Source organism: Megasphaera sp., assembly GCF_047831605.1.
Taxonomy (GTDB): domain Bacteria; phylum Bacillota; class Negativicutes; order Veillonellales; family Megasphaeraceae; genus Megasphaera; species Megasphaera intestinihominis.
Map to the genome: position 1 here is coordinate 2205243 of NZ_CP181255.1, position 18056 is coordinate 2223298.

An 18056-nucleotide genomic window follows, 5' to 3' on the forward strand; every position below is an offset into this window, starting at 1 on the left:
ATCGTTTTTCACGATGTTTGCTGAACCCATAGGCCGTTCATCAAACCATGAACGGATACGTAAAAGGAATAACGCGCTGCTCTCGAAAAGAAGGGAGTAGCGCGTTTTTTGTCGAATACGTATAGTAAAGAGTTTTGAAAAGGATGTGATTTTGTGTATATTACTTACATGCGTATTCAAAATTACCGGAACCTGCAAGACGTCGAAATGACTTTCCACGAAAGGGCCAACTACATCGTCGGTGAAAACGCCATTGGCAAGAGCGGCCTGCTGCGCCTCATTTCCTACATGAGTGCCGGCCGCAATGTCGAAGAAGATGACTACGCCGACGTGACCCGGCCCATCGTCATCACCCTGGACCTGCACCTCTTGCACAATGAGCAGGAATATTTCGCCGATACGCCAGACGAGCACCGCCAGAGCCTGCGCGTCCGCATGGAAATGCACGTCAGCGACATGTATCCCCATCTCTACGACGACAACAGCGGCGAAGAACTGCCGTTAGAGCTCATCCGCCGCCTGCGCTACGTGTCCTATTCGGCAGCCATGCCGGAAGAACAGCGCGTGCCGCCGCGCATTTACCGCGCCCTGGAACAGAAGCTCTCCCAATGGAGCGAAACGCATTGGGACGGTCTGTCGGAAGAAGCCAAGGCCTTCATCCATCACGAAGTCGCCGTCGGCAGCCTCGATTCATCGTATTTCGTCAACATCTTCCTCTTGTCCCGCATGCTCTGCCGCATGGACCGGCCCAGGGCGGACAACATGAAATTCATTTCCCTGGCCGCCCTGTGCGTCATCACCCAGGTCTACATGATGTCCATCAGCCGCGCTGTACCGTTGGAACACAACGTCATCGTCGACGCAGAGGGCAAGCGCTATCTGCCGCTGGTCATTTCCATCGATGAACCGGAAATGCACCTCCATCCCTACATGCAGCGCTCGGTCCTGCATTATTACCAGCAGCTCCTGAACAATGAAGACCCGCAGTTCTGTGCGCTCCTCAAGGACCTTTTCAACCTCGACGGCCTGCGGGGGCAGTTATTCGTCGTCACCCACTCGACGGATTCCCTCATCGACGACTACCGCCACATCATCCGCCTGTACCGCAACAAGCAGGGCCTGGTCAAAGCGGCCTGCGGGGCTGGCTTCCACTTCAGCGAAGAAATCGAAAAACACCTGATCATGCACTTCCCGGAAGTCAAGGAAGCCCTCTATTCGCGGAGCGTCCTCATCGTCGAAGGGGAAACGGAATACGGCTGTTTCCAGCACTTCGCCAAGACCCTGGACCTGCCCTTCGACTACTACGGCATCTGCCTCATCAATGCCCGCGGCGAAAGTTCCATCTCCAAGATCAAGAAACTCCTGGAATACTTCAAGATTCCCGTCGTCGCCCTCTACGATGCCGACGTCAAGGGCAGCCACAAAGGCAAACGGGGCGTCTGCTTCACCGACGAGATCTGCTTTGAAATGGACCTGGCCAAGACCATGATCGACCACGGCCAGCGCCGCGACCTGGACCGCATCATCAACACGGCCTGCGGCGAACACGCCCGGGCCACGACAGACATGATCAAAAAGGCCTGCCGCAAACTGGACGTCAACTTCCACGACTATCCGGCCCGCCTCTTGTGGCACGTCAACCCGCGTAATAAAAAGGCCCTGTACATCTATTACTTCGCCTGGCTCTACAGCAACAAAGGCGTCATCCTCGGCCGCCTCATCGGCCAGTCCCTGAAAAAAGAAGACATCCCGCCGGCCTTCGTCCAAGCCATTGAAGCCGCCGGCCAGCTGGCCAAAGTCACCAAAGCCGTGTAACGGCCTTTGTGACTTTCGTAGGGTCTCCCCGTGGGGAGCCCGCTGTGAATAATGGGAATAAACGCGGACCGCAGGCCGCCGCGGTCCCATGGACCGCAATCGTAGGCGTCCCGCCCAAGGCTCCCTTTATAGGGGAGCTGTCAGCGTCAGCTGACTGAGAGGTTGAATTTGCATTCACGTGTAAGGTTCAAGTTTGTAGTGTTTAGTTTGTAGACCATGGTTAAAAATTTAAAACCATCTCCTGCAAACTACAAACTCCATACTACAAACTATAAAGAGAAGGACCACGAACCACGAGCCCCTAGCCACGAGCCACGATTCGACGGGATTCCCACAAGCGGGCCGCCTTTACAGGACGGCCCCTACTAGCCACTAATCCCCAACCATGGTATGATATAAGGTACAGTCTATTTCAGAAAGAGAGATGCCTTATGAAACTTTTTATTGCCGAAAAGCCGAGCATGGCCCGGGAATTGGCGAAGTGCCTGCCTGATCCGCACCAGCGGGGGAACGGCTGTATCCGCACGGGCGGCGGCATCGTGACCTGGGCTTATGGCCACGTCCTGCAGCAGGCCGAACCCCAGGATTATGATCCCAAGTACAAGCGCTGGAACGCCGACGACTTGCCGATTATCCCCAAGCAGTGGAAGCTCCTGGTCAGCCCGGCCAGTAAGGACCAGTTCAAGGTCATTACGGACCTCATCGCCAACCCCGACGTCGATACTATCGTCAACGCCGGTGACCCGGACCGGGAAGGGCAGCTGCTCATCGATGAGATCCTCGATTACGTCGGCAATAAGAAGCCTGTCGAACGGATCCTCTTGAATGCCCTCGACGAGAAGAGCATCCACGAATCCCTCGACGATTTGCGCAGCAACGGCGATTTCGTCCATCTCAAGGAATCGGCCCTGGCCCGCAGCCGCGCCGACTGGCTCATCGGCATGAATCTGTCCCGGGCCTATACCCTGGCCGCCCGCCGTCAGGGACACCGCGTCGTCTTTCCCATCGGCCGCGTCAAGACGCCGACCCTGGCCCTCGTCGTCCGCCGTCAGCGGGAATTGGACAACTTCGTCCCCGTCACGTATTACGTCGTCAAAGCCGATTTCCTTCATAAGAACGGCCTCATCCGCGCCCAGTGGCAGCCCAGGGATACCCAGAGCGGCCTCGACCCGGAAGGGCGCTGTGTCGATGAAAAGACGGCCCAGTCCATCCTCGAACGCCTGCAGGAACGGCCTGACGGAACCATCGTCGAGCATAAAAAGACCAAGAAAAAAGAAGCCCAGCGCCTGCCCCTGTCCCTGTCGTCCCTGCAGGTCCTGGCAGGCAGGCGTTATGGCTATACACCGCAGCAGGTTCTCGATACGGCTCAGGAATTATATGAACGGAAACTGACGACCTATCCCCGGTCGGACTGCGAATACCTGCCGGTGAACCAGCGCAAGGATGTACCCCATATTTTGGCCAATCTCGGGAAACTGCCGGCAGGGAAGCTGGCTGAATGGGTCGCCGGTGCCGACGGCAAGATACGCAGCCGCGCCTGGAACGACAGCAAGATCACGGCCCATCACGCCATCATTCCGACGACCGTAGCCTGTCCCTTCGATAAATTGACGTCTATGCAGCAGCATATTTATTACCTCGTCGCCCAGGCCTATATTGCCCAATTCTATCCCATCCATGAATATGACCAGACGCGCATGGTCATCGAAGCGGCTGATGAACGCTTCGTCGCCCATGGCAAGACGGTCACCGTGCCGGGCTGGAAGGTCCTCTATCAGAGCGACAAGCACGATGACGACGAAGAAGAGAAGGGGACCCTGCCGGCTGTCCGCAAGGGCGATGGCGTCCATTATCAGAACGGCCAGGTCGACAAAAAGGCGACTAAGCCGCCGCCGCGCTTCACGCCGTCGACCCTCTTGGCAGCCATGAAGGAAATTTATAAGTACGTCAAAGACGAGAGCCTGAAGAAGAAATTGAAAGAAGTCCAGGGCATCGGCACAGAAGCGACGCGGGCGACGATTATCCAGGAGCTCATCCAGCGCAAATTCCTGACGACGGAAGGCAAGAAGAAGTACCTCAAGCCGACAGATGACGCCTACCTCCTCGTCGATTCCCTGCCCGATGAAATGCTCTATCCCGACGAAACGGCTGTCTGGGAAGAACGGCTCTATCAGATGAGCCTGGGCAAGGATAAACTGGACACCTTCCTCCACGACCAGCTGTCCTTCCTGGATACCCTGGTCACGGCGGCCCGGAAAGTCGTCATGCACATGGCCGGCATCAAGACCTGCCCCGTCTGCGGCAGCGCCATGGTCAAGCGCCACGGCAAATACGGCGACTTCTACGGCTGCAGCAACTACCCGTCGTGCCGCCACACCGAACCCGTCGACGGAGAAAAGAAACGGCCCGACGCCAAACCGTCGCCGTACCCGTGCCCGCGCTGCCATAAAGGGACCTTCCAGAAACGCAGCGGCCCCTACGGCCCCTTCTGGGTCTGCAGCCAGGAAGGCTGTAATACCAAATGCGCCGACGTCGACGGCGTGCCCAGCCTCTACGCTAAACATTAGCGTAGAGGCCGTAGGGGCGCCCATAACCGGGCGCCCGCGCGAATCCCGTGGATAACGCAAGCCGCATTGTAGGGGCTCCCACGTGGGGAGCCCGCCGCGAATCCTGTGGATAACGCAGTCCGCATCCCGCCGCGGTCCCACGGACCGCAATCGTAGGGGACGCCTAAGGCTCCCTTTATAGGGGAGCCTTAGGCGTCAGCTGACTGAGAGGTTGAATTTGCATCCCGCGGGATTCCCACAAACGGGCCGCCCTTTGGGACGGCCCCTACGAACCACGAACCACGAGTTACGAACCACGAACCACGGGATTCCCACAACGGGCCGCCTTTACAGGACGGTCCCTACTAGCCACGAACACAGGCCTATGGTATTATAAATAATAGGCTATTTTTTATAGCTATTTTGTCAACTTTGGAGTCAAAATCATCAATGAAACGAATTTATTTAGATAACGCGGCAGCGACGCCGATGGACCCGCGCGTCCTGGACGTCATGATGCCGTATTTGACGACGGCTTACGGCAATCCGTCGAGCCTTCATTATTTCGGCCAGCAGGCCCGGTCTGCCGTCCAGACGGCGCGCAGCCAGGTCGCCCACTGCCTGGGCGTCAAAGGGGAAGACCTGGTCTTCACCAGCGGCGGCACGGAAGCGGACAACCTGGCCATCCTCGGCTTCCTGCGGGCCAATTACCCCCACGGCGGCCACCTGGTCACGACGGCCGTAGAACACCACGCCGTCCTGCGGACTTTCCAGGCCCTGGAAGGGAAGGGCTATGACGTGACTTATGTCCCTGTCGAAGACGACGGCCGGGTCACAGCCGACGCTGTGGCCCAGGCCCTGCGCGATGATACGGTCCTTATTTCCGTCATGTATGCCAATAATGAAACGGGCATGGTCCAGCCCATCGACGCCATCGGCGCCCTGGCCCGGCAGAAGGGCATCGCCTTCCACGTCGATGCCGTCCAGGCCTTTGGCTACGTGCCTATCCGGCCGCTGGAACAGGGCATCGACATGCTCACGGTCTGCAGCCATAAGATTTACGGCCCCAAAGGTGTCGGCGCCTTGTACATCCGCCACGGACTGCAGGTCGCTGCCGAAGCCTATGGCGGACCCCAGGAACACCGCCTGCGGGCGGGCACGGAGAATGTCGCCGCCATTGCCGGATTCGGCAAGGCTGCCGAACTCCTGGAGGCCGAACGGGACGACCGCGTCCGGGCGGCGCGGCGCCTGACCGATGCCGTCCATGACCGGCTCATCAAGGGCGACGCCCGCTTCCACCTCAACGGCCGGCGCAACCACGTCCTGCCCAACATCATCGACTTCAGCGTCGACGGCGTGGACAGCGCCATCCTGCTCATCGCCCTCGATCTCCAGGGCCTGGCCGTATCGGCCGGTTCGGCCTGCGAAGCCGGCGCCGTCGAAGCGTCCCACGTCCTCCGGGCCATGGGCGTCGAGGAAAAATGGCTGCGCAGCAGCATCCGCCTGTCCGTAGGCAAAGAAAATACCTTAGATGAAATCGAAGCAGCCGTTGCCATCATCGGCGACGCTGTCCGTAAAAGCAGAGGAGAATAATATGAAACGAGTTGCCGTAGCTATGAGCGGCGGCGTCGACAGTTCGGTCACGGCCGGCCTTTTGAAACAGCAGGGGTATGACGTCATCGGCATTACCCTGCGCCTGTGGGAAGAAGACCCGGCCTGCACCATCGACAATGTCCACGCCTGCTGCTCCCTCAGTTCCGTCGACGATGCCAAAGCCGTCGCCTCGGTCCTGGGGATTCCCCATTATACCCTGGATTTCCGCGATATCTTCCGGCGCGACGTCATCGACTACTTCGTCGATGCCTACGTCCACGGCAGGACGCCCAATCCCTGTATTGCCTGCAATAAATTCATTAAATTCGGCCTGCTCTGGGAAAAAGCCAGGCAGTTCGGCGCCGACTTCCTGGCGACGGGCCATTACGCCCGCATCGTCAAGGACGATACGACGGGAATCTATTCCCTGCTCCGCGGCACAGACCGCCGCAAGGACCAGTCCTATGTCCTCTATCAGCTGACACAGGACCTGCTGCCCCATCTCTTATTCCCCATGGCCGGCCTGGAAAAGGTCCATACGCGGGAACTGGCTAAAGAATGGGGCCTGCCGGTCTTCAACAAGCCTGAAAGCCAGGATATCTGCTTCATCCCGGACAACGACTATAAGGGCTTCTTGCAGCACGAACGCAAGGGCATCTTCAAGCCCGGCGACTTCGTCGATAAAGAAGGCCGCGTCATCGGCCGCCACAAGGGCATTGCCGCCTATACCATCGGTCAGCGGCGGGGGTTGAACCTCGGCGGTCCCGGCGGTCCGTATTATGTGACGGCCCTCGACGTGGCCCATAACCGGGTCGTCGTCGGCTCGGAACAGGATTTGTTCTCGAAGACTGTCCATGCCGGTGAAGCGACGTGGGTCGAACAGGCACCGTCCGCACCGTTCCGGGCCCTGGGCAAGATACGCTATGCTGCCCGTGAAGCGGCCTGCACGGTCTATCCCGACGGCGACAGCCTGCGGGTCGAATTCGACGATGCCCAGCGCGCCGTCACGGCCGGCCAGGCCCTGGTACTTTACGACGCCGAAACAGGCGAACGCGTCCTGGGCGGCGGCGTCATCCAATAGGAAAAAAGAGGAGGATTCCTGTGTCTACAGATCATATCAGAAACTTTTCAATCATCGCACATATCGACCATGGCAAATCGACGCTGGCCGACCGGATGCTGGAAATGACCGGCACCGTGCCCAAACGGGAAATGGAAGACCAGCTCCTCGATACGATGGATCTCGAACGGGAACGGGGCATTACCATCAAAGCCCAGTCGGCCCGTCTCATTTACGATGCCAAAGATGGCAAACAGTATACGCTCAATCTCATCGACACGCCGGGGCACGTCGACTTCAACTACGAAGTATCGCGCAGCCTGGCGGCCTGCGAAGGGGCCCTGCTCATCGTCGATGCCACGCAGGGCGTCGAAGCCCAGACCCTGGCCAACGTCTACCTGGCCCTGGAACACGATCTGGAAATTATTCCCATCATCAATAAAGTCGACCTGCCCAGCGCCGACCCGGACCGGGTCTGCAAGGAAATCGAAGACGGCATCGGCCTGGACGCATCGGACGCCATCATGATTAGCGCCAAGACGGGCTACGGCGTCGACAAGGTCCTGGAAGCCATCGTCCAGCGCATCCCGGCACCGGCTGACGAAGGGGACAAGCCCTTGCGGGCCCTCATCTTCGACTCCCACTTCGATGCCTATAAAGGGGCTATCGCCAACATCCGCATCATGGAAGGCAGCGTCAAGCCGGGCCAGCGCATCCGCATGATGGCGTCGGGCAAGGAATTTGAAGTCATCGAAACGGGCGTCTTCCTGCCCCAGATGCATCCCGTCCCGTCCCTGGAATGTGGCAGCGTCGGCTATCTGGCAGCCAGCATGAAGAACGTCCGCGACTGCCGCGTCGGCGATACGGTCACTTTGGCCGACCATCCGGCTAAAGAAGCCCTGCCGGGCTACCGCAAGGCCGTGCCCATGGTCTACTGCGGCCTCTACCCGGTCGAAACGAATGACTACGATAACCTCCGCGATGCCCTGGAAAAGCTCCACCTCAACGATGCGGCGCTGCTCTTTGAACCGGAAACGTCGTCGGCCCTGGGCTTCGGCTTCCGCTGCGGCTTCCTGGGCCTCCTGCACATGGACGTCGTCCGCGAACGGCTGGAACGGGAATACAACCTGTCCCTGATCACGACGGCGCCGTCGGTCATTTACCACGTCTACTGCACGGATGGCACCATGGTCGAAGTGGACAACCCGTCGCAGATGCCGGACATGACCAAAATCGACCACATCGAAGAACCGCTGGTCAAGACGACGATCATCATCCCCAAGGACATGGTCGGCACGGTCATGGAAATCTCCCAGAACCGCCGCGGTCAGTACGTCACCATGGATTACCTCGACGACACGCGCGTTTCTTTGATCTACAACCTGCCCCTGTGTGAAATCCTCTACGACTACTTCGACGTCCTCAAGTCGGCGACCCGCGGCTATGCGTCCCTCGATTATGAGCTCAACGGCTACCAGGCCTCGCCTATGGTCAAAATGGACATCCTCATCAACGGCGACGTCGTCGACGCCCTGAGCGTCATCGTCCACAAGGATTTCGCCGCCCGCCGCGGCCGCGCCCTGGTCGAAAAACTGCGCAGCCTCATTCCGCGCCAGCTCTTCCAGATCCCCATCCAGGCCGCTGTGGGCAATAAGATCATTGCCCGCGAAAACGTGGCAGCCCTGCGCAAGGACGTCCTGGCCAAGTGCTATGGCGGCGATATTTCCCGTAAGCGCAAGCTCCTGGAAAAACAGAAGGAAGGCAAGAAGCGCATGAAACAGTTCGGTACCGTCGAAATCCCGCAGGAAGCCTTCATGGCCGTCCTCAAAGTCGACGAAGAATGACGCTGGGCCTGTACGTCCACATCCCGTTCTGCCGCCATAAATGCCTGTACTGCGACTTTCCGTCCTATGCCGGCCTGGAGCGATACTGCCAGGGCTATGTCGAAGCCCTGTGCCGGGACATCGCGGCCTCGCCCTATACCGGGGAAGGGGCTGATACGGTCTACGTCGGCGGCGGTACGCCGTCAATGCTGGAAGCCGGCGACGTCAGCTGCATCCTGAAGACCCTGCGGCAGACCTTCTGCATTGCCAGCGATGCGGAAATCACGATAGAAGCCAATCCGGACAGTCTCGATTATGATAAGGCCGCGGCTCTGGCCGATTGCGGCGTCAACCGCCTGAGCCTGGGCGTCCAGTCCTTTTCCGACGCCATGCTGGCCTTTCTGGGCCGGGTCCATACGGCAGCCCAGGGCGAAGCGGCCATCCAGGCGGCCTACACGGCTGGCATCCATAATTTGTCCCTGGACCTGATGTACGGCCTGCCCGGCCAGCACCTGGCCGACGTCCGCCGCGACGTAGAGCGCCTTTCCCAGCTGCCCGTGGTCCACGCGTCCATTTACAGCCTCATCGTCGAAGACGGGACGCAGCTCAAGGCGGGCCTGGAAAAGGGGACATGGCACCTGCCGCCTGACGGGACGGTCGAAGCCATGGGGAAGGCCGTCCACGACGCCATGCACGGTTATGGCTTCCATCACTACGAGATTTCCAGCTATGCCAAAGGGCCTTTCGAGTCGCGCCATAACAGCAAATACTGGACTTATGAGCCTTATATCGGCTTCGGCGTATCGGCCCATTCCTTCGATGGGACGACGCGCTGGGCCAATATAGCCAACATCCCGGCGTATATCCATAAGGCCGGCAGGGAGAGTGTCGTCGCCGAATCCGTCGCCATCGACGCCAAACGGGCCGTCGAAGATTACTGCTTCCTGGCCCTGCGCCGCCGGGTCGGCATCGATTACGGCGATTATGCCAGACGCTTCGGGAAATCCATCGAAGCCGACTTCGGTCCTGTCATCGACGGCCTCATCCGCCAGGGCCTCCTGGAACGCACCGAGCGGGGCTGCTGCCTCAGTGAAGACGGTTTAGGATATGGCAATTATGTATTCAGTAAATTTATACGCTGAACCTCAGAAATTGTTGACAAATGACACTAATCTGAGTATAATTTCATTGTGTGCAGTAAAAGCACTCCCTATCATACCTTGGAGGGAGGGATAATAGAATGGCAGAAATCAGAGTTGGTAAAAACGAAACGTTAGACAGCGCACTTCGCCGCTTCAAACGTTCTTGCCAAAAGGCAGGTGTTCTTTCCGAAGTACGGAAACGTGAACACTACGAAAAACCGAGTGTACGGAGAAAGAAAAAATCCGAAGCAGCACGGAAACGGAAGTACAGAGCATAATCGTCAAATGTAAGAAGGGTGATAGCATGTCTCTTAAAGAAGAACTGCTTCAGGACATGAAAGCGGCCATGAAAGCCAAAGAAGCCGGTAAAACGGCTTTATCCGTCATCCGCATGGTCCGTTCGTCCATCCGCAATACGGAAATCGACGGCAAATGCGAACTCGATGACGCTGGCGTCGGTGCCGTCATTGCCAAAGAAATGAAACAGCGCAAGGAATCGTTGGCAGAGTTTGAAAAGGCAGGCCGCAGCGACCTCGTCGAAGAAACGAAGGCCGAAATGGCCGTACTGGAAAAGTACATGCCCAAACAGCTCACAGCCGATGAAATCCACCAGATCGTCAACGATGCCGTTGCCGGTCAGAGCGGTCTCAAGATGGGCGACGTCATGAAGCTCGTCATGCCCAAGGTCAGAGGTAAGGCCGACGGCAAGCTTGTTTCACAGATTGTTCGAGAAATTTTACAAAATAATTAGTTTTGTTAGATTTTTCTAAAAAATCTATTGACAAATAGACTGATTGATTGTATTATTTTAGCATGATTTGAAAATAAAATAGGTCATGAAACAAGAGTCAAAGAAGACTCCGAACCTTAACCACAGGGGCGGAGTCTTTTTTTTCACCCAAAGGAGGAGTCATGATGGCTAAAGATGATTTAGTATATGTAATCCCTGCAGGTCAATATGGTAAAGAAGGTGTGCTGGCTTTACTCGAACAGCACCCGGAAATTAAATTTGTATCTCTCGTAGGCATCGACCTCGCCGGTAACGATACGGACGAAAAGATTCCTATCAGTGTATTCTTCGATGAATACGATAAATTCTTCAATGCTACGGCTTTCCAGACAGACGGTTCTTCCGTTGTCCTGCCGGGCATCGCTACCTTGTCCAATGCTCGTGTCGACATCAAAGCCGACCCCGGCGTCGACTGGTTCGTCGATTACAATGACGGCAATATCGATTCGGAAACGGGCAAACCCGTCGGTACGCTCCGTATCCCGAGCTTCCTCCGCCATGCTACGGGCTTTATCGACTCCCGTTCCATCCTTCGCAACACCTGCGACTACGTAGGCGACCAGATTTTGGCTCTTGTCAAGAAATACGGCATCAAAGGCACGTCCATCAATCCTGATGACATCGAAAAGATCGTCTTCACGACGGCTACAGAATTGGAATTCTGGGTCAAGACCCCGAGCCAGGACGTAGCTACCCGCCTCTTGTCGGCATCCCAGAAGATGCAGGAACAGTACTGGCAGCGTACACACGGCGTCGTCCGCACGGCGCTTGAACAGACCGTCGAACGCCTTGAAAAATACGGCCTCGAACCGGAAATGGGCCATAAAGAAGTCGGCGGCGTCAAAGCCCAGATCGACGATTCCGGTAAATTGACCTTCGTCCTCGAACAGCTCGAAGTCGACTGGAAATACGCCAGCGACCCTGTACAGACAGCCGATAACGAAATCGCTGCCCGTATCATCGTCCGCGAAGTCTTCCGCGAAAACGGCCTCGAAGTCACCTTCCAGGCAAAACCGATCCACGGTGTTGCCGGCTCCGGTGAACATACGCATCTCGGCATCGGCGCTATCATGAAGAATGGCAAATTCGTCAACCTCTTCAACCCGGATGACATGAAGAGCGAATTCCTCTCGGCCGTCGGCTATGGCGCTATCATGGGTATCCTCAAACACTACGAAGTCATAAACCCCTTCGTATCGTCGACGACGGACTCCCTCAACCGCTTGAAACCGGGCTTCGAAGCTCCTGTCTGCATCGTTACGGCTCTCGGCGGCGAAACACCGGACGTTCCGACTCGTAACCGTTCCGTCCTGGCCGGCCTCATCCGTGACATCACCAGCCCGGCAGCTACGCGTTTCGAACTCCGCGCTCCCAACCCGTTCACCAATACGTACATCGCCATCGCTATGTGCTACCTCGGCGCTCTGGACGGCATCAAATACGCTCTCTCCAGCGGCAAATCGACGGCTGAACTCCTGGCTGAACTCTCCAAGAAACCGGGAGAAGACGCAGATTACCTGGAAAAAGACCGGGCATACCGCTCCGAAGTCGACGTCTTCGAAAACTTCAGCGACGAAGAACGCAATGCCATGTTCGGCAAAGCTCCGCGTACGGTATGGGAAAACTTCAAAGCCCTTACGACGTATCCGGAAAAACTGGACGACCTCGCTTGCGACGCTTTCCAGAAACGCATCATGGAATCCTTCAAACTCGGCGCTCTCAGCCGCTGGGCACTGGAACTCCAGTACCGCATCATTCCGGAAAACCTCTCGAAAGTCATCGCTGCCGAACAGCTCCATGCTGATGGCGACAGCAATGCTCTCGAAGTCGAACGCTGGACCAAGATTAACGCTCTCCGCACGGAATTAGGCCGCGACACCGAAAAGAGCCTGTCCATCTTCTCCAAGATCAAACAGGCCCTGGCTGCTGACGACTACGATACCGCATCGGACCTCATGGTCGAAATGAGCGACAAAATGGATCAGCTCACCGACATGTACTACGAATATTCTCATAACGCTTTCTAATATATCGTTTGGATGTAAAAAGGAGCTGTCGCATTGCGACAGCTCCTTTTTGAGTTTTAAGTTTATAGTTTTTAGTTTGCAGCAAATGGTAAAAAATTTAAAATCAGCTTCTACAAACTACAAACTCCACACTACAAACTATAAAGAGAAAGGGATATCACATGATGGCAAAAGCCTTCGTGCGACAAGCCCTTTTTTATAATGACAAGCAACCCCTCAGTCAGCTACGCTGCCAGCTCCCCTATAAAGGGAGCCTTAAGCCTCTCCTGATAGGAGAGGTGGCCCATAGGGCCGGAGAGGTTGCCTTTTGCCGCCCCTGGGACGGCACTTACGATGCGGCCTGCGAATGCGAACTGCGGCCTGCGAACTGCGTCCTTTAAAAATGGAAGGTCACGCCGGCGCCGACGCCGTGTTCGTTGTCGCCGTCTTCGGGCATGTAGTTATGGTAATTGACGTTCAGGCCCCAGCCGAAGGCGATGTTGTAATTGAGGCCGGCCTGGGCTTCGGCAAAGTGCGAGCCCTTGACGTAGGTCGCATAGGGCTGGAGGCCCAGGATGTGCGGCGCAGCGACGCCGATGCCGCCGTAGAAGGACGTCGAGCTCGACTGTTCGTCGATGTTGTTGCGCCAGCCGCCGAGGAGCTGGACTTTCGAGCCGATGACATTGTATTTGGCATAGATGTCGTTCTGGTTGCCGTACTGGTCGCGGTCGGCCCGTTTATAGCCGATGGTCGTCCGCGGCAGGACTTTGGCTTCGGCGTACTGTTCTTTCGTGCCGACGCCGAGGCTGACACCGGCTTCGGGCAGGACGGACAAGGCGAAGGCCTGGGGCAGGGCAAAAGCCGTGCAGGCCAGTAAGGCTGTGGTCAATTTCTTTAACATACGTATCGCTCCTTTGCGAAAAAATCATTTCAATTCCAGACCGACCGGGCAGTGGTCGCTGCCGGTGATGTCGGTGTATATGGCGGCTTTTTCCAGCCGGTCGTCGAGGTCCTTCGTAGTCAGGAAGTAGTCGATGCGCCATCCGGCATTGTTCTGACGGGCTTTGAAACGGTAGCTCCACCACGAATAGATGCCCGTCACGTCGGGGTAGAAGTGGCGCCACGTATCGGTGAAGCCCGCTGCCAGGAGGTCCGTCATCTTCTGCCGTTCTTCATCGGAGAAGCCGGCGTTCTTATGGTTCGTCTTGGGGTTCTTGAGGTCGATTTCTTCGTGGGCCACGTTGAGGTCGCCGCAGACGATGACCGGCTTGTCCCGGTGCAGTTCCAGCAGGTACTGGCGGAAGTCGTCTTCCCATTTCATGCGGTACGGCAGGCGGGCCAGTTCGCTCTGGGAATTGGGCGTATAGCAGGTCACGAAGTAGTATTCCGGGAATTCCAGGGTGATCAGGCGTCCTTCGTGGTCGTGCTCGTCGATGCCCATGCCGTAGCGGACGGACAGGGGAGACAGGCGGGTGAAGATGGCCGTGCCGCTGTAGCCTTTGCGGTCGGCATAGTTCCAGTATTGTTCATAGCCCGGCAGGTCCAGGTCGATCTGGCCGGCCTGGAGCTTTGTTTCCTGCAGGCAGAAAACGTCGGCGTCGAGGGCTTGGAACGTATCCATGAAGCCTTTCTTCATGACAGCCCGCAGGCCATTGACGTTCCAGGAAATAAATTTTGTCATGCAAATCACCTTTCTTCCTTATATATCTAGGATATTGATACATTTTTTGTTATAATGAATGTAAACTATAACAATGATGACGTACAGCCATGGGGAGTGGGGGATGGAACCCCGCATACTCGTCCTTATTGTATAAAATCGCTGTGCGATTGTCAAAATAATGAAGCAGGTGATAGTATGGCAGTACATGAATTGGCAGGTACCAAAGTAAGAAAAGAAGACTACATTGATTTGAAAGCCATCGCTGCGGCATATCATACGACGCATCCCGATGTGGCGGATCCTCATCAGCAGGTCCGTTTCGGCACATCAGGCCATCGCGGCCAGGCCGGCAACGGCAGCTTTACCCAGGACCACGTGGCGGCTATTACCCAGGCTGTCTGCAACTTCCGCAAGCAGTTCGGCGCCGAAGGGCCGCTGTTCGTCGGCGAAGATACCCATTATCTGTCGAAACTGGCTTATGAAACGGTCTTGTCCGTCCTGGCAGCCAACGGCGTCACGGCTTACGTCGATAGTGTTGGCGATTTCGTACCGACACCGTCTGTATCGCGGGCCATCCTGCGCTACAACAGCCATCGTGGTGAACGCCTGGCCGACGGTTTGATCATTACGCCGTCCCACAATCCTCCGGAACACGGCGGCATCAAGTATAACCCCATTACCGGCGGGCCGGCCGGTTCGGATATCACCAAGGCTATCGAAAGGGAAGCCAACCGTCTCCTGGCCGGCCACAACGAAGGCGTCCAGATGATGGCCTATGACCAGGCCAAGGACAGCGCATTTGTCGTCCCTTATGATTACAAGGGCCTCTACGTGGCCGAACTGGACTCCATCATCGACATGGACGCCATCCGCGACGCTAAATTGCGCATCCTGGTCAACGCCCTGGGCGGGTCGGGCATGAACTACTGGCACCAGATTTCCGACACGTACCACCTGGACCTGGATTTCGTCAACGATACGTATGACCCGCAGTTCACCTTCATGAATTACGACCACGACGGCAAGGTCCGCATGGACTGCTCGTCGGCCTATGTCATGTCGGCCGTCACCGGCCAGGCCGCAGACTATAACCTCGTCCTGGCCAATGACCCGGACTACGACCGCTTCGGCATCGTCTCCGGCGCGGAAGGCATGATTTCGGCCAACGCCTTTTTGACCGTCGCGGCCCATTATCTCATGACGCACCGCAATTTCGAAGGCCTGGGCATCGCCAAGACCGTCGTCACGACGGATATGCTCGCCCGGGCAGCCAAGCTCCTGGACATCCCGCTCTATGAAGTCCCGGTCGGCTTCAAATATTTCGGCCCCCTCTATATAGATGGCAAGATCGCCTTTTCCGGCGAAGAAAGTGCCGGCGGCTCGTTCATCGCCAAGGACCGCAGCGTCTGGACGACCGACAAGGACGGCATGATCATGTGCCTCCTGGCCGCTGAAATCCGCGCCGTCACGGGCAAATCGCCCATCGAATATTACAACGACCTCTGTGAAAAACTGGGCCGGCCGTACACCATGCGCAGCGATGCACCGGCGACGCTGGAAGAAAAAGACAAGATCAGCGCCCTCACCGAAGCCGACGTCACGGAAAAGACCTTGTGCGGCAGCCCCATTACGGCCGTCCTCTCCAAGTCCCCGTATGGTGATTTCGCCATCGGCGGCGTCAAGATCACGACCGACGACGGCTGGGTCGCCGCCCGCCCGTCCGGCACCGAAGACCTGTACAAATTATACGCTGAAAGCTTCGTTTCGCCCGACCAGGCCGGCAAGCTCCTGGAAGAAGGCAAGGCCCTCATCAGCAAGGCATTGAATAAATAGCTCAGAGTTGCAAGTTTGTCGTCAATTCTATCATTTCGTATGCAGACAGTGGAATTCAGTACGCTACCTGTGCTATAATAGGGAAGCATGGAATTTAATAACGAAAAGGAGTGGACAGCTGTGAAAGTTGTAATCACCGTAGTTGGCGTGGACCGCACTGGTATCATCGCCGCCGTCAGCCAGATTATGGCAGAAAATAAAGTCAATATCTTGACGATCAACCAGGTCATCCTAGATGGCATTTTCAACATGGCCATGATCGTGGACATGGATAATTCCGATATTACCTTAGATACCTTACAGGATTTGCTCAAACAGAAGGGCGATGCCCTCGGCGTTGAAATCCGGGCGCAGAACCAGGCTATTTTTGACGCAATGCATCGTGTAGGCTAAGGAGAAATGATATGCTGACAATCCAAGACGTACTTGAAACGAATCAGATGATTCAAAAGAACAACCTTGACGTCCGCACCATTACCATGGGCATCAGCCTCCTCGACTGCTGCGCCAGCGACGGCAAGACCTTGTGCAACAATATTTACGATAAAATCACGAAATACGGTGAACACTTAGTCGAAACGGGAGAAGCCATCTCCCGCGAATACGGCGTGCCCATCATCAATAAGCGCGTCTCCGTGACGCCCATCAGCCTCGTCGCCGGGGCCAGCGACCTGACGAGTTACGTCGACATCGCCCGGACCCTCGACAAGGCAGCTAAAGAAATCGGCATCAACTTCATCGGCGGCTTCTCGGCCCTGGTCGAACGGGGCATGAGCAAAGGCGACCGCATCCTCATCGACTCCATCGCCGAAAGCCTGGCTGTGACCGACCTCGTCTGCAGTTCCGTCGCCGTCGGCTCGACGAAGGCCGGCATCAACATGGATGCCGTCGCCGAAATGGGCCGCGTCTTCAAGGACCTGGCCGAACGGACGAAGGACCAGGATGCCTTAGGCTGCGCCAAACTCGTCGTCTTCTCCAATGCCGTCGAAGACAACCCCTTCATGGCCGGCGCCTTCCACGGCGTCACCAATGGGGATTCGTGCATCAGCGTCGGTGTCAGCGGCCCGGGCGTCGTCAAAGTCGCCCTGGAACAGGTCAAAGGCCAGCCCTTTGACGTCGTCGCCGAAACCATCAAGAAGACGGCCTTCAAGATTACCCGCGTCGGCCAGCTCGTCGCCATGGAAGCGTCGAAGCGCCTCAACATGCCCTTTGGCATCATCGACCTGTCCTTGGCTCCGACACCGGCAGTCGGCGACAGCGTCGCATCGATTTTGGAAGAAATGGGCCTGGAAAGCTGTGGTGCCTGCGGCACGACGGCAGCCCTGGCGCTCCTCAACGACGCCGTCAAGAAGGGCGGCCTCATGGCTTCGTCCCGCGTCGGCGGCCTGTCTGGCGCCTTTATCCCTGTCAGTGAAGACAAGGGCATGCTCGAAGCCGTCGGCCGCGGCAGCCTGAGCCTGGAAAAACTGGAAGCCATGACCTGTGTCTGCTCGGTCGGCCTCGACATGATCGCCATCCCCGGCAATACGCCGGCCTCGACCATTTCGGCCATCATCGCCGACGAAGCGGCTATCGGCATGATCAACAACAAGACGACGGCCGTCCGCGTCATCCCCGTACCGGGCAAGGACGTCGGCGACAATGTTGAATTCGGCGGCCTCCTCGGCCATTGCCCGATCATCAATGTCAATAAATACAAGTCAGATGAATTCATTGCCCGCGGCGGCCGCATCCCGGCGCCCATGCGCAGTCTGACGAACTGATAGATTAATGGAAAGTAGGCGT

Annotated in this window: 14 protein-coding genes; 12 read left to right on the top strand and 2 right to left on the bottom strand. The window is 57.0% G+C overall.

The window, feature by feature from the left end; translation table 11 throughout:
* Positions 1-168 precede the first annotated feature (168 nt).
* The 9 genes from ACFWUB_RS10485 to ACFWUB_RS10525 all read left to right on the top strand — a co-directional run bounded on the left by ACFWUB_RS10485 (position 169) and on the right by ACFWUB_RS10525 (position 12796).
* A complete protein-coding gene (locus tag ACFWUB_RS10485; protein ID WP_416183934.1) occupies positions 169-1815 on the top strand; it encodes an ATP-dependent nuclease in 1647 nt (548 codons plus the stop codon).
* 431 nt (positions 1816-2246) lie between these two features.
* Positions 2247-4382, top strand: coding sequence for a DNA topoisomerase III (locus ACFWUB_RS10490; protein WP_416183935.1), 2136 nt, complete (start codon positions 2247-2249; stop codon positions 4380-4382).
* 429 nt (positions 4383-4811) lie between these two features.
* The gene (locus ACFWUB_RS10495; protein ID WP_416183936.1) at positions 4812-5954 is read left to right on the top strand and encodes a cysteine desulfurase family protein; all 1143 of its coding nucleotides are present in this window, start codon (positions 4812-4814) and stop codon (positions 5952-5954) included.
* 1 nt (position 5955) lies between these two features.
* Positions 5956-7035 (top strand): tRNA 2-thiouridine(34) synthase MnmA, encoded by a 1080-nt coding sequence (mnmA, locus tag ACFWUB_RS10500; RefSeq protein WP_416183937.1) that lies wholly within the window; start codon positions 5956-5958, stop codon positions 7033-7035.
* Between the two features lie 20 nt (positions 7036-7055).
* Complete coding sequence (gene lepA / locus ACFWUB_RS10505) at positions 7056-8858, top strand: translation elongation factor 4 (protein WP_416183938.1); 1803 nt, start codon at positions 7056-7058, stop codon at positions 8856-8858.
* Positions 8855-9979, top strand: coding sequence for a radical SAM family heme chaperone HemW (gene hemW, locus ACFWUB_RS10510; RefSeq protein ID WP_416183939.1), 1125 nt, complete (start codon positions 8855-8857; stop codon positions 9977-9979). Before lepA ends, hemW begins: the two co-directional genes overlap by 4 nt.
* 98 nt (positions 9980-10077) lie before the next feature.
* Positions 10078-10257, top strand: coding sequence for a 30S ribosomal protein S21 (gene rpsU / locus ACFWUB_RS10515; protein ID WP_020311403.1), 180 nt, complete (start codon positions 10078-10080; stop codon positions 10255-10257).
* Between the two features lie 26 nt (positions 10258-10283).
* Entirely contained in the window at positions 10284-10730 is a 447-nt protein-coding gene (locus tag ACFWUB_RS10520; RefSeq protein WP_416183940.1) for a GatB/YqeY domain-containing protein, read from the top strand.
* A gap of 164 nt (positions 10731-10894) precedes the next feature.
* Positions 10895-12796, top strand: a complete 1902-nt coding sequence (locus tag ACFWUB_RS10525; RefSeq protein ID WP_020310698.1) for a glutamine synthetase — start codon at positions 10895-10897, stop codon at positions 12794-12796.
* A gap of 376 nt (positions 12797-13172) precedes the next feature.
* Here the strand turns inward: ACFWUB_RS10525 and ACFWUB_RS10530 are convergent, their stop codons facing one another.
* Together ACFWUB_RS10530 and ACFWUB_RS10535 are read right to left on the bottom strand one after the other, a co-directional pair.
* On the bottom strand, positions 13173-13676 hold the full coding sequence (locus tag ACFWUB_RS10530; RefSeq protein ID WP_020310699.1) for a hypothetical protein: 504 nt from the start codon (positions 13674-13676) through the stop codon (positions 13173-13175).
* Between the two features lie 24 nt (positions 13677-13700).
* Positions 13701-14456 (bottom strand): exodeoxyribonuclease III, encoded by a 756-nt coding sequence (locus ACFWUB_RS10535; RefSeq protein WP_292106119.1) that lies wholly within the window; start codon positions 14454-14456, stop codon positions 13701-13703.
* Between the two features lie 177 nt (positions 14457-14633).
* On the opposite strand from ACFWUB_RS10535, the gene ACFWUB_RS10540 reads away from it, so the two are divergent.
* From ACFWUB_RS10540 to ACFWUB_RS10550, 3 genes are all read left to right on the top strand, one after another.
* A complete protein-coding gene (locus tag ACFWUB_RS10540; RefSeq protein ID WP_416183941.1) occupies positions 14634-16271 on the top strand; it encodes an alpha-D-glucose phosphate-specific phosphoglucomutase in 1638 nt (545 codons plus the stop codon).
* A gap of 120 nt (positions 16272-16391) precedes the next feature.
* Positions 16392-16664 (top strand): ACT domain-containing protein, encoded by a 273-nt coding sequence (locus tag ACFWUB_RS10545; RefSeq protein ID WP_014016854.1) that lies wholly within the window; start codon positions 16392-16394, stop codon positions 16662-16664.
* Positions 16665-16675: 11 nt separating this feature from the next.
* Positions 16676-18034, top strand: a complete 1359-nt coding sequence (locus ACFWUB_RS10550; RefSeq protein WP_020310702.1) for a PFL family protein — start codon at positions 16676-16678, stop codon at positions 18032-18034.
* The last annotated feature ends 22 nt before the right edge of the window (positions 18035-18056 follow it).

What these genes read in the sequence shown, in the direction of transcription:
- ACFWUB_RS10485 (WP_416183934.1), top strand. Translation starts at nt 169, where the DNA reads ATGCGTATTCAAAATTACCGGAACCTGCAAGACGTCGAAATGACTTTC.
- ACFWUB_RS10490 (WP_416183935.1), top strand. Translation starts at nt 2,247, where the DNA reads ATGAAACTTTTTATTGCCGAAAAGCCGAGCATGGCCCGGGAATTGGCG.
- ACFWUB_RS10495 (WP_416183936.1), top strand. Translation starts at nt 4,812, where the DNA reads ATGAAACGAATTTATTTAGATAACGCGGCAGCGACGCCGATGGACCCG.
- mnmA (WP_416183937.1), top strand. Translation starts at nt 5,956, where the DNA reads ATGAAACGAGTTGCCGTAGCTATGAGCGGCGGCGTCGACAGTTCGGTC.
- hemW (WP_416183939.1), top strand. Translation starts at nt 8,855, where the DNA reads ATGACGCTGGGCCTGTACGTCCACATCCCGTTCTGCCGCCATAAATGC.
- rpsU (WP_020311403.1), top strand. Translation starts at nt 10,078, where the DNA reads ATGGCAGAAATCAGAGTTGGTAAAAACGAAACGTTAGACAGCGCACTT.
- ACFWUB_RS10520 (WP_416183940.1), top strand. Translation starts at nt 10,284, where the DNA reads ATGTCTCTTAAAGAAGAACTGCTTCAGGACATGAAAGCGGCCATGAAA.
- ACFWUB_RS10525 (WP_020310698.1), top strand. Translation starts at nt 10,895, where the DNA reads ATGGCTAAAGATGATTTAGTATATGTAATCCCTGCAGGTCAATATGGT.
- ACFWUB_RS10530 (WP_020310699.1), bottom strand. Translation starts at nt 13,676, where the DNA reads ATGTTAAAGAAATTGACCACAGCCTTACTGGCCTGCACGGCTTTTGCC.
- ACFWUB_RS10535 (WP_292106119.1), bottom strand. Translation starts at nt 14,456, where the DNA reads ATGACAAAATTTATTTCCTGGAACGTCAATGGCCTGCGGGCTGTCATG.
- ACFWUB_RS10540 (WP_416183941.1), top strand. Translation starts at nt 14,634, where the DNA reads ATGGCAGTACATGAATTGGCAGGTACCAAAGTAAGAAAAGAAGACTAC.
- ACFWUB_RS10550 (WP_020310702.1), top strand. Translation starts at nt 16,676, where the DNA reads ATGCTGACAATCCAAGACGTACTTGAAACGAATCAGATGATTCAAAAG.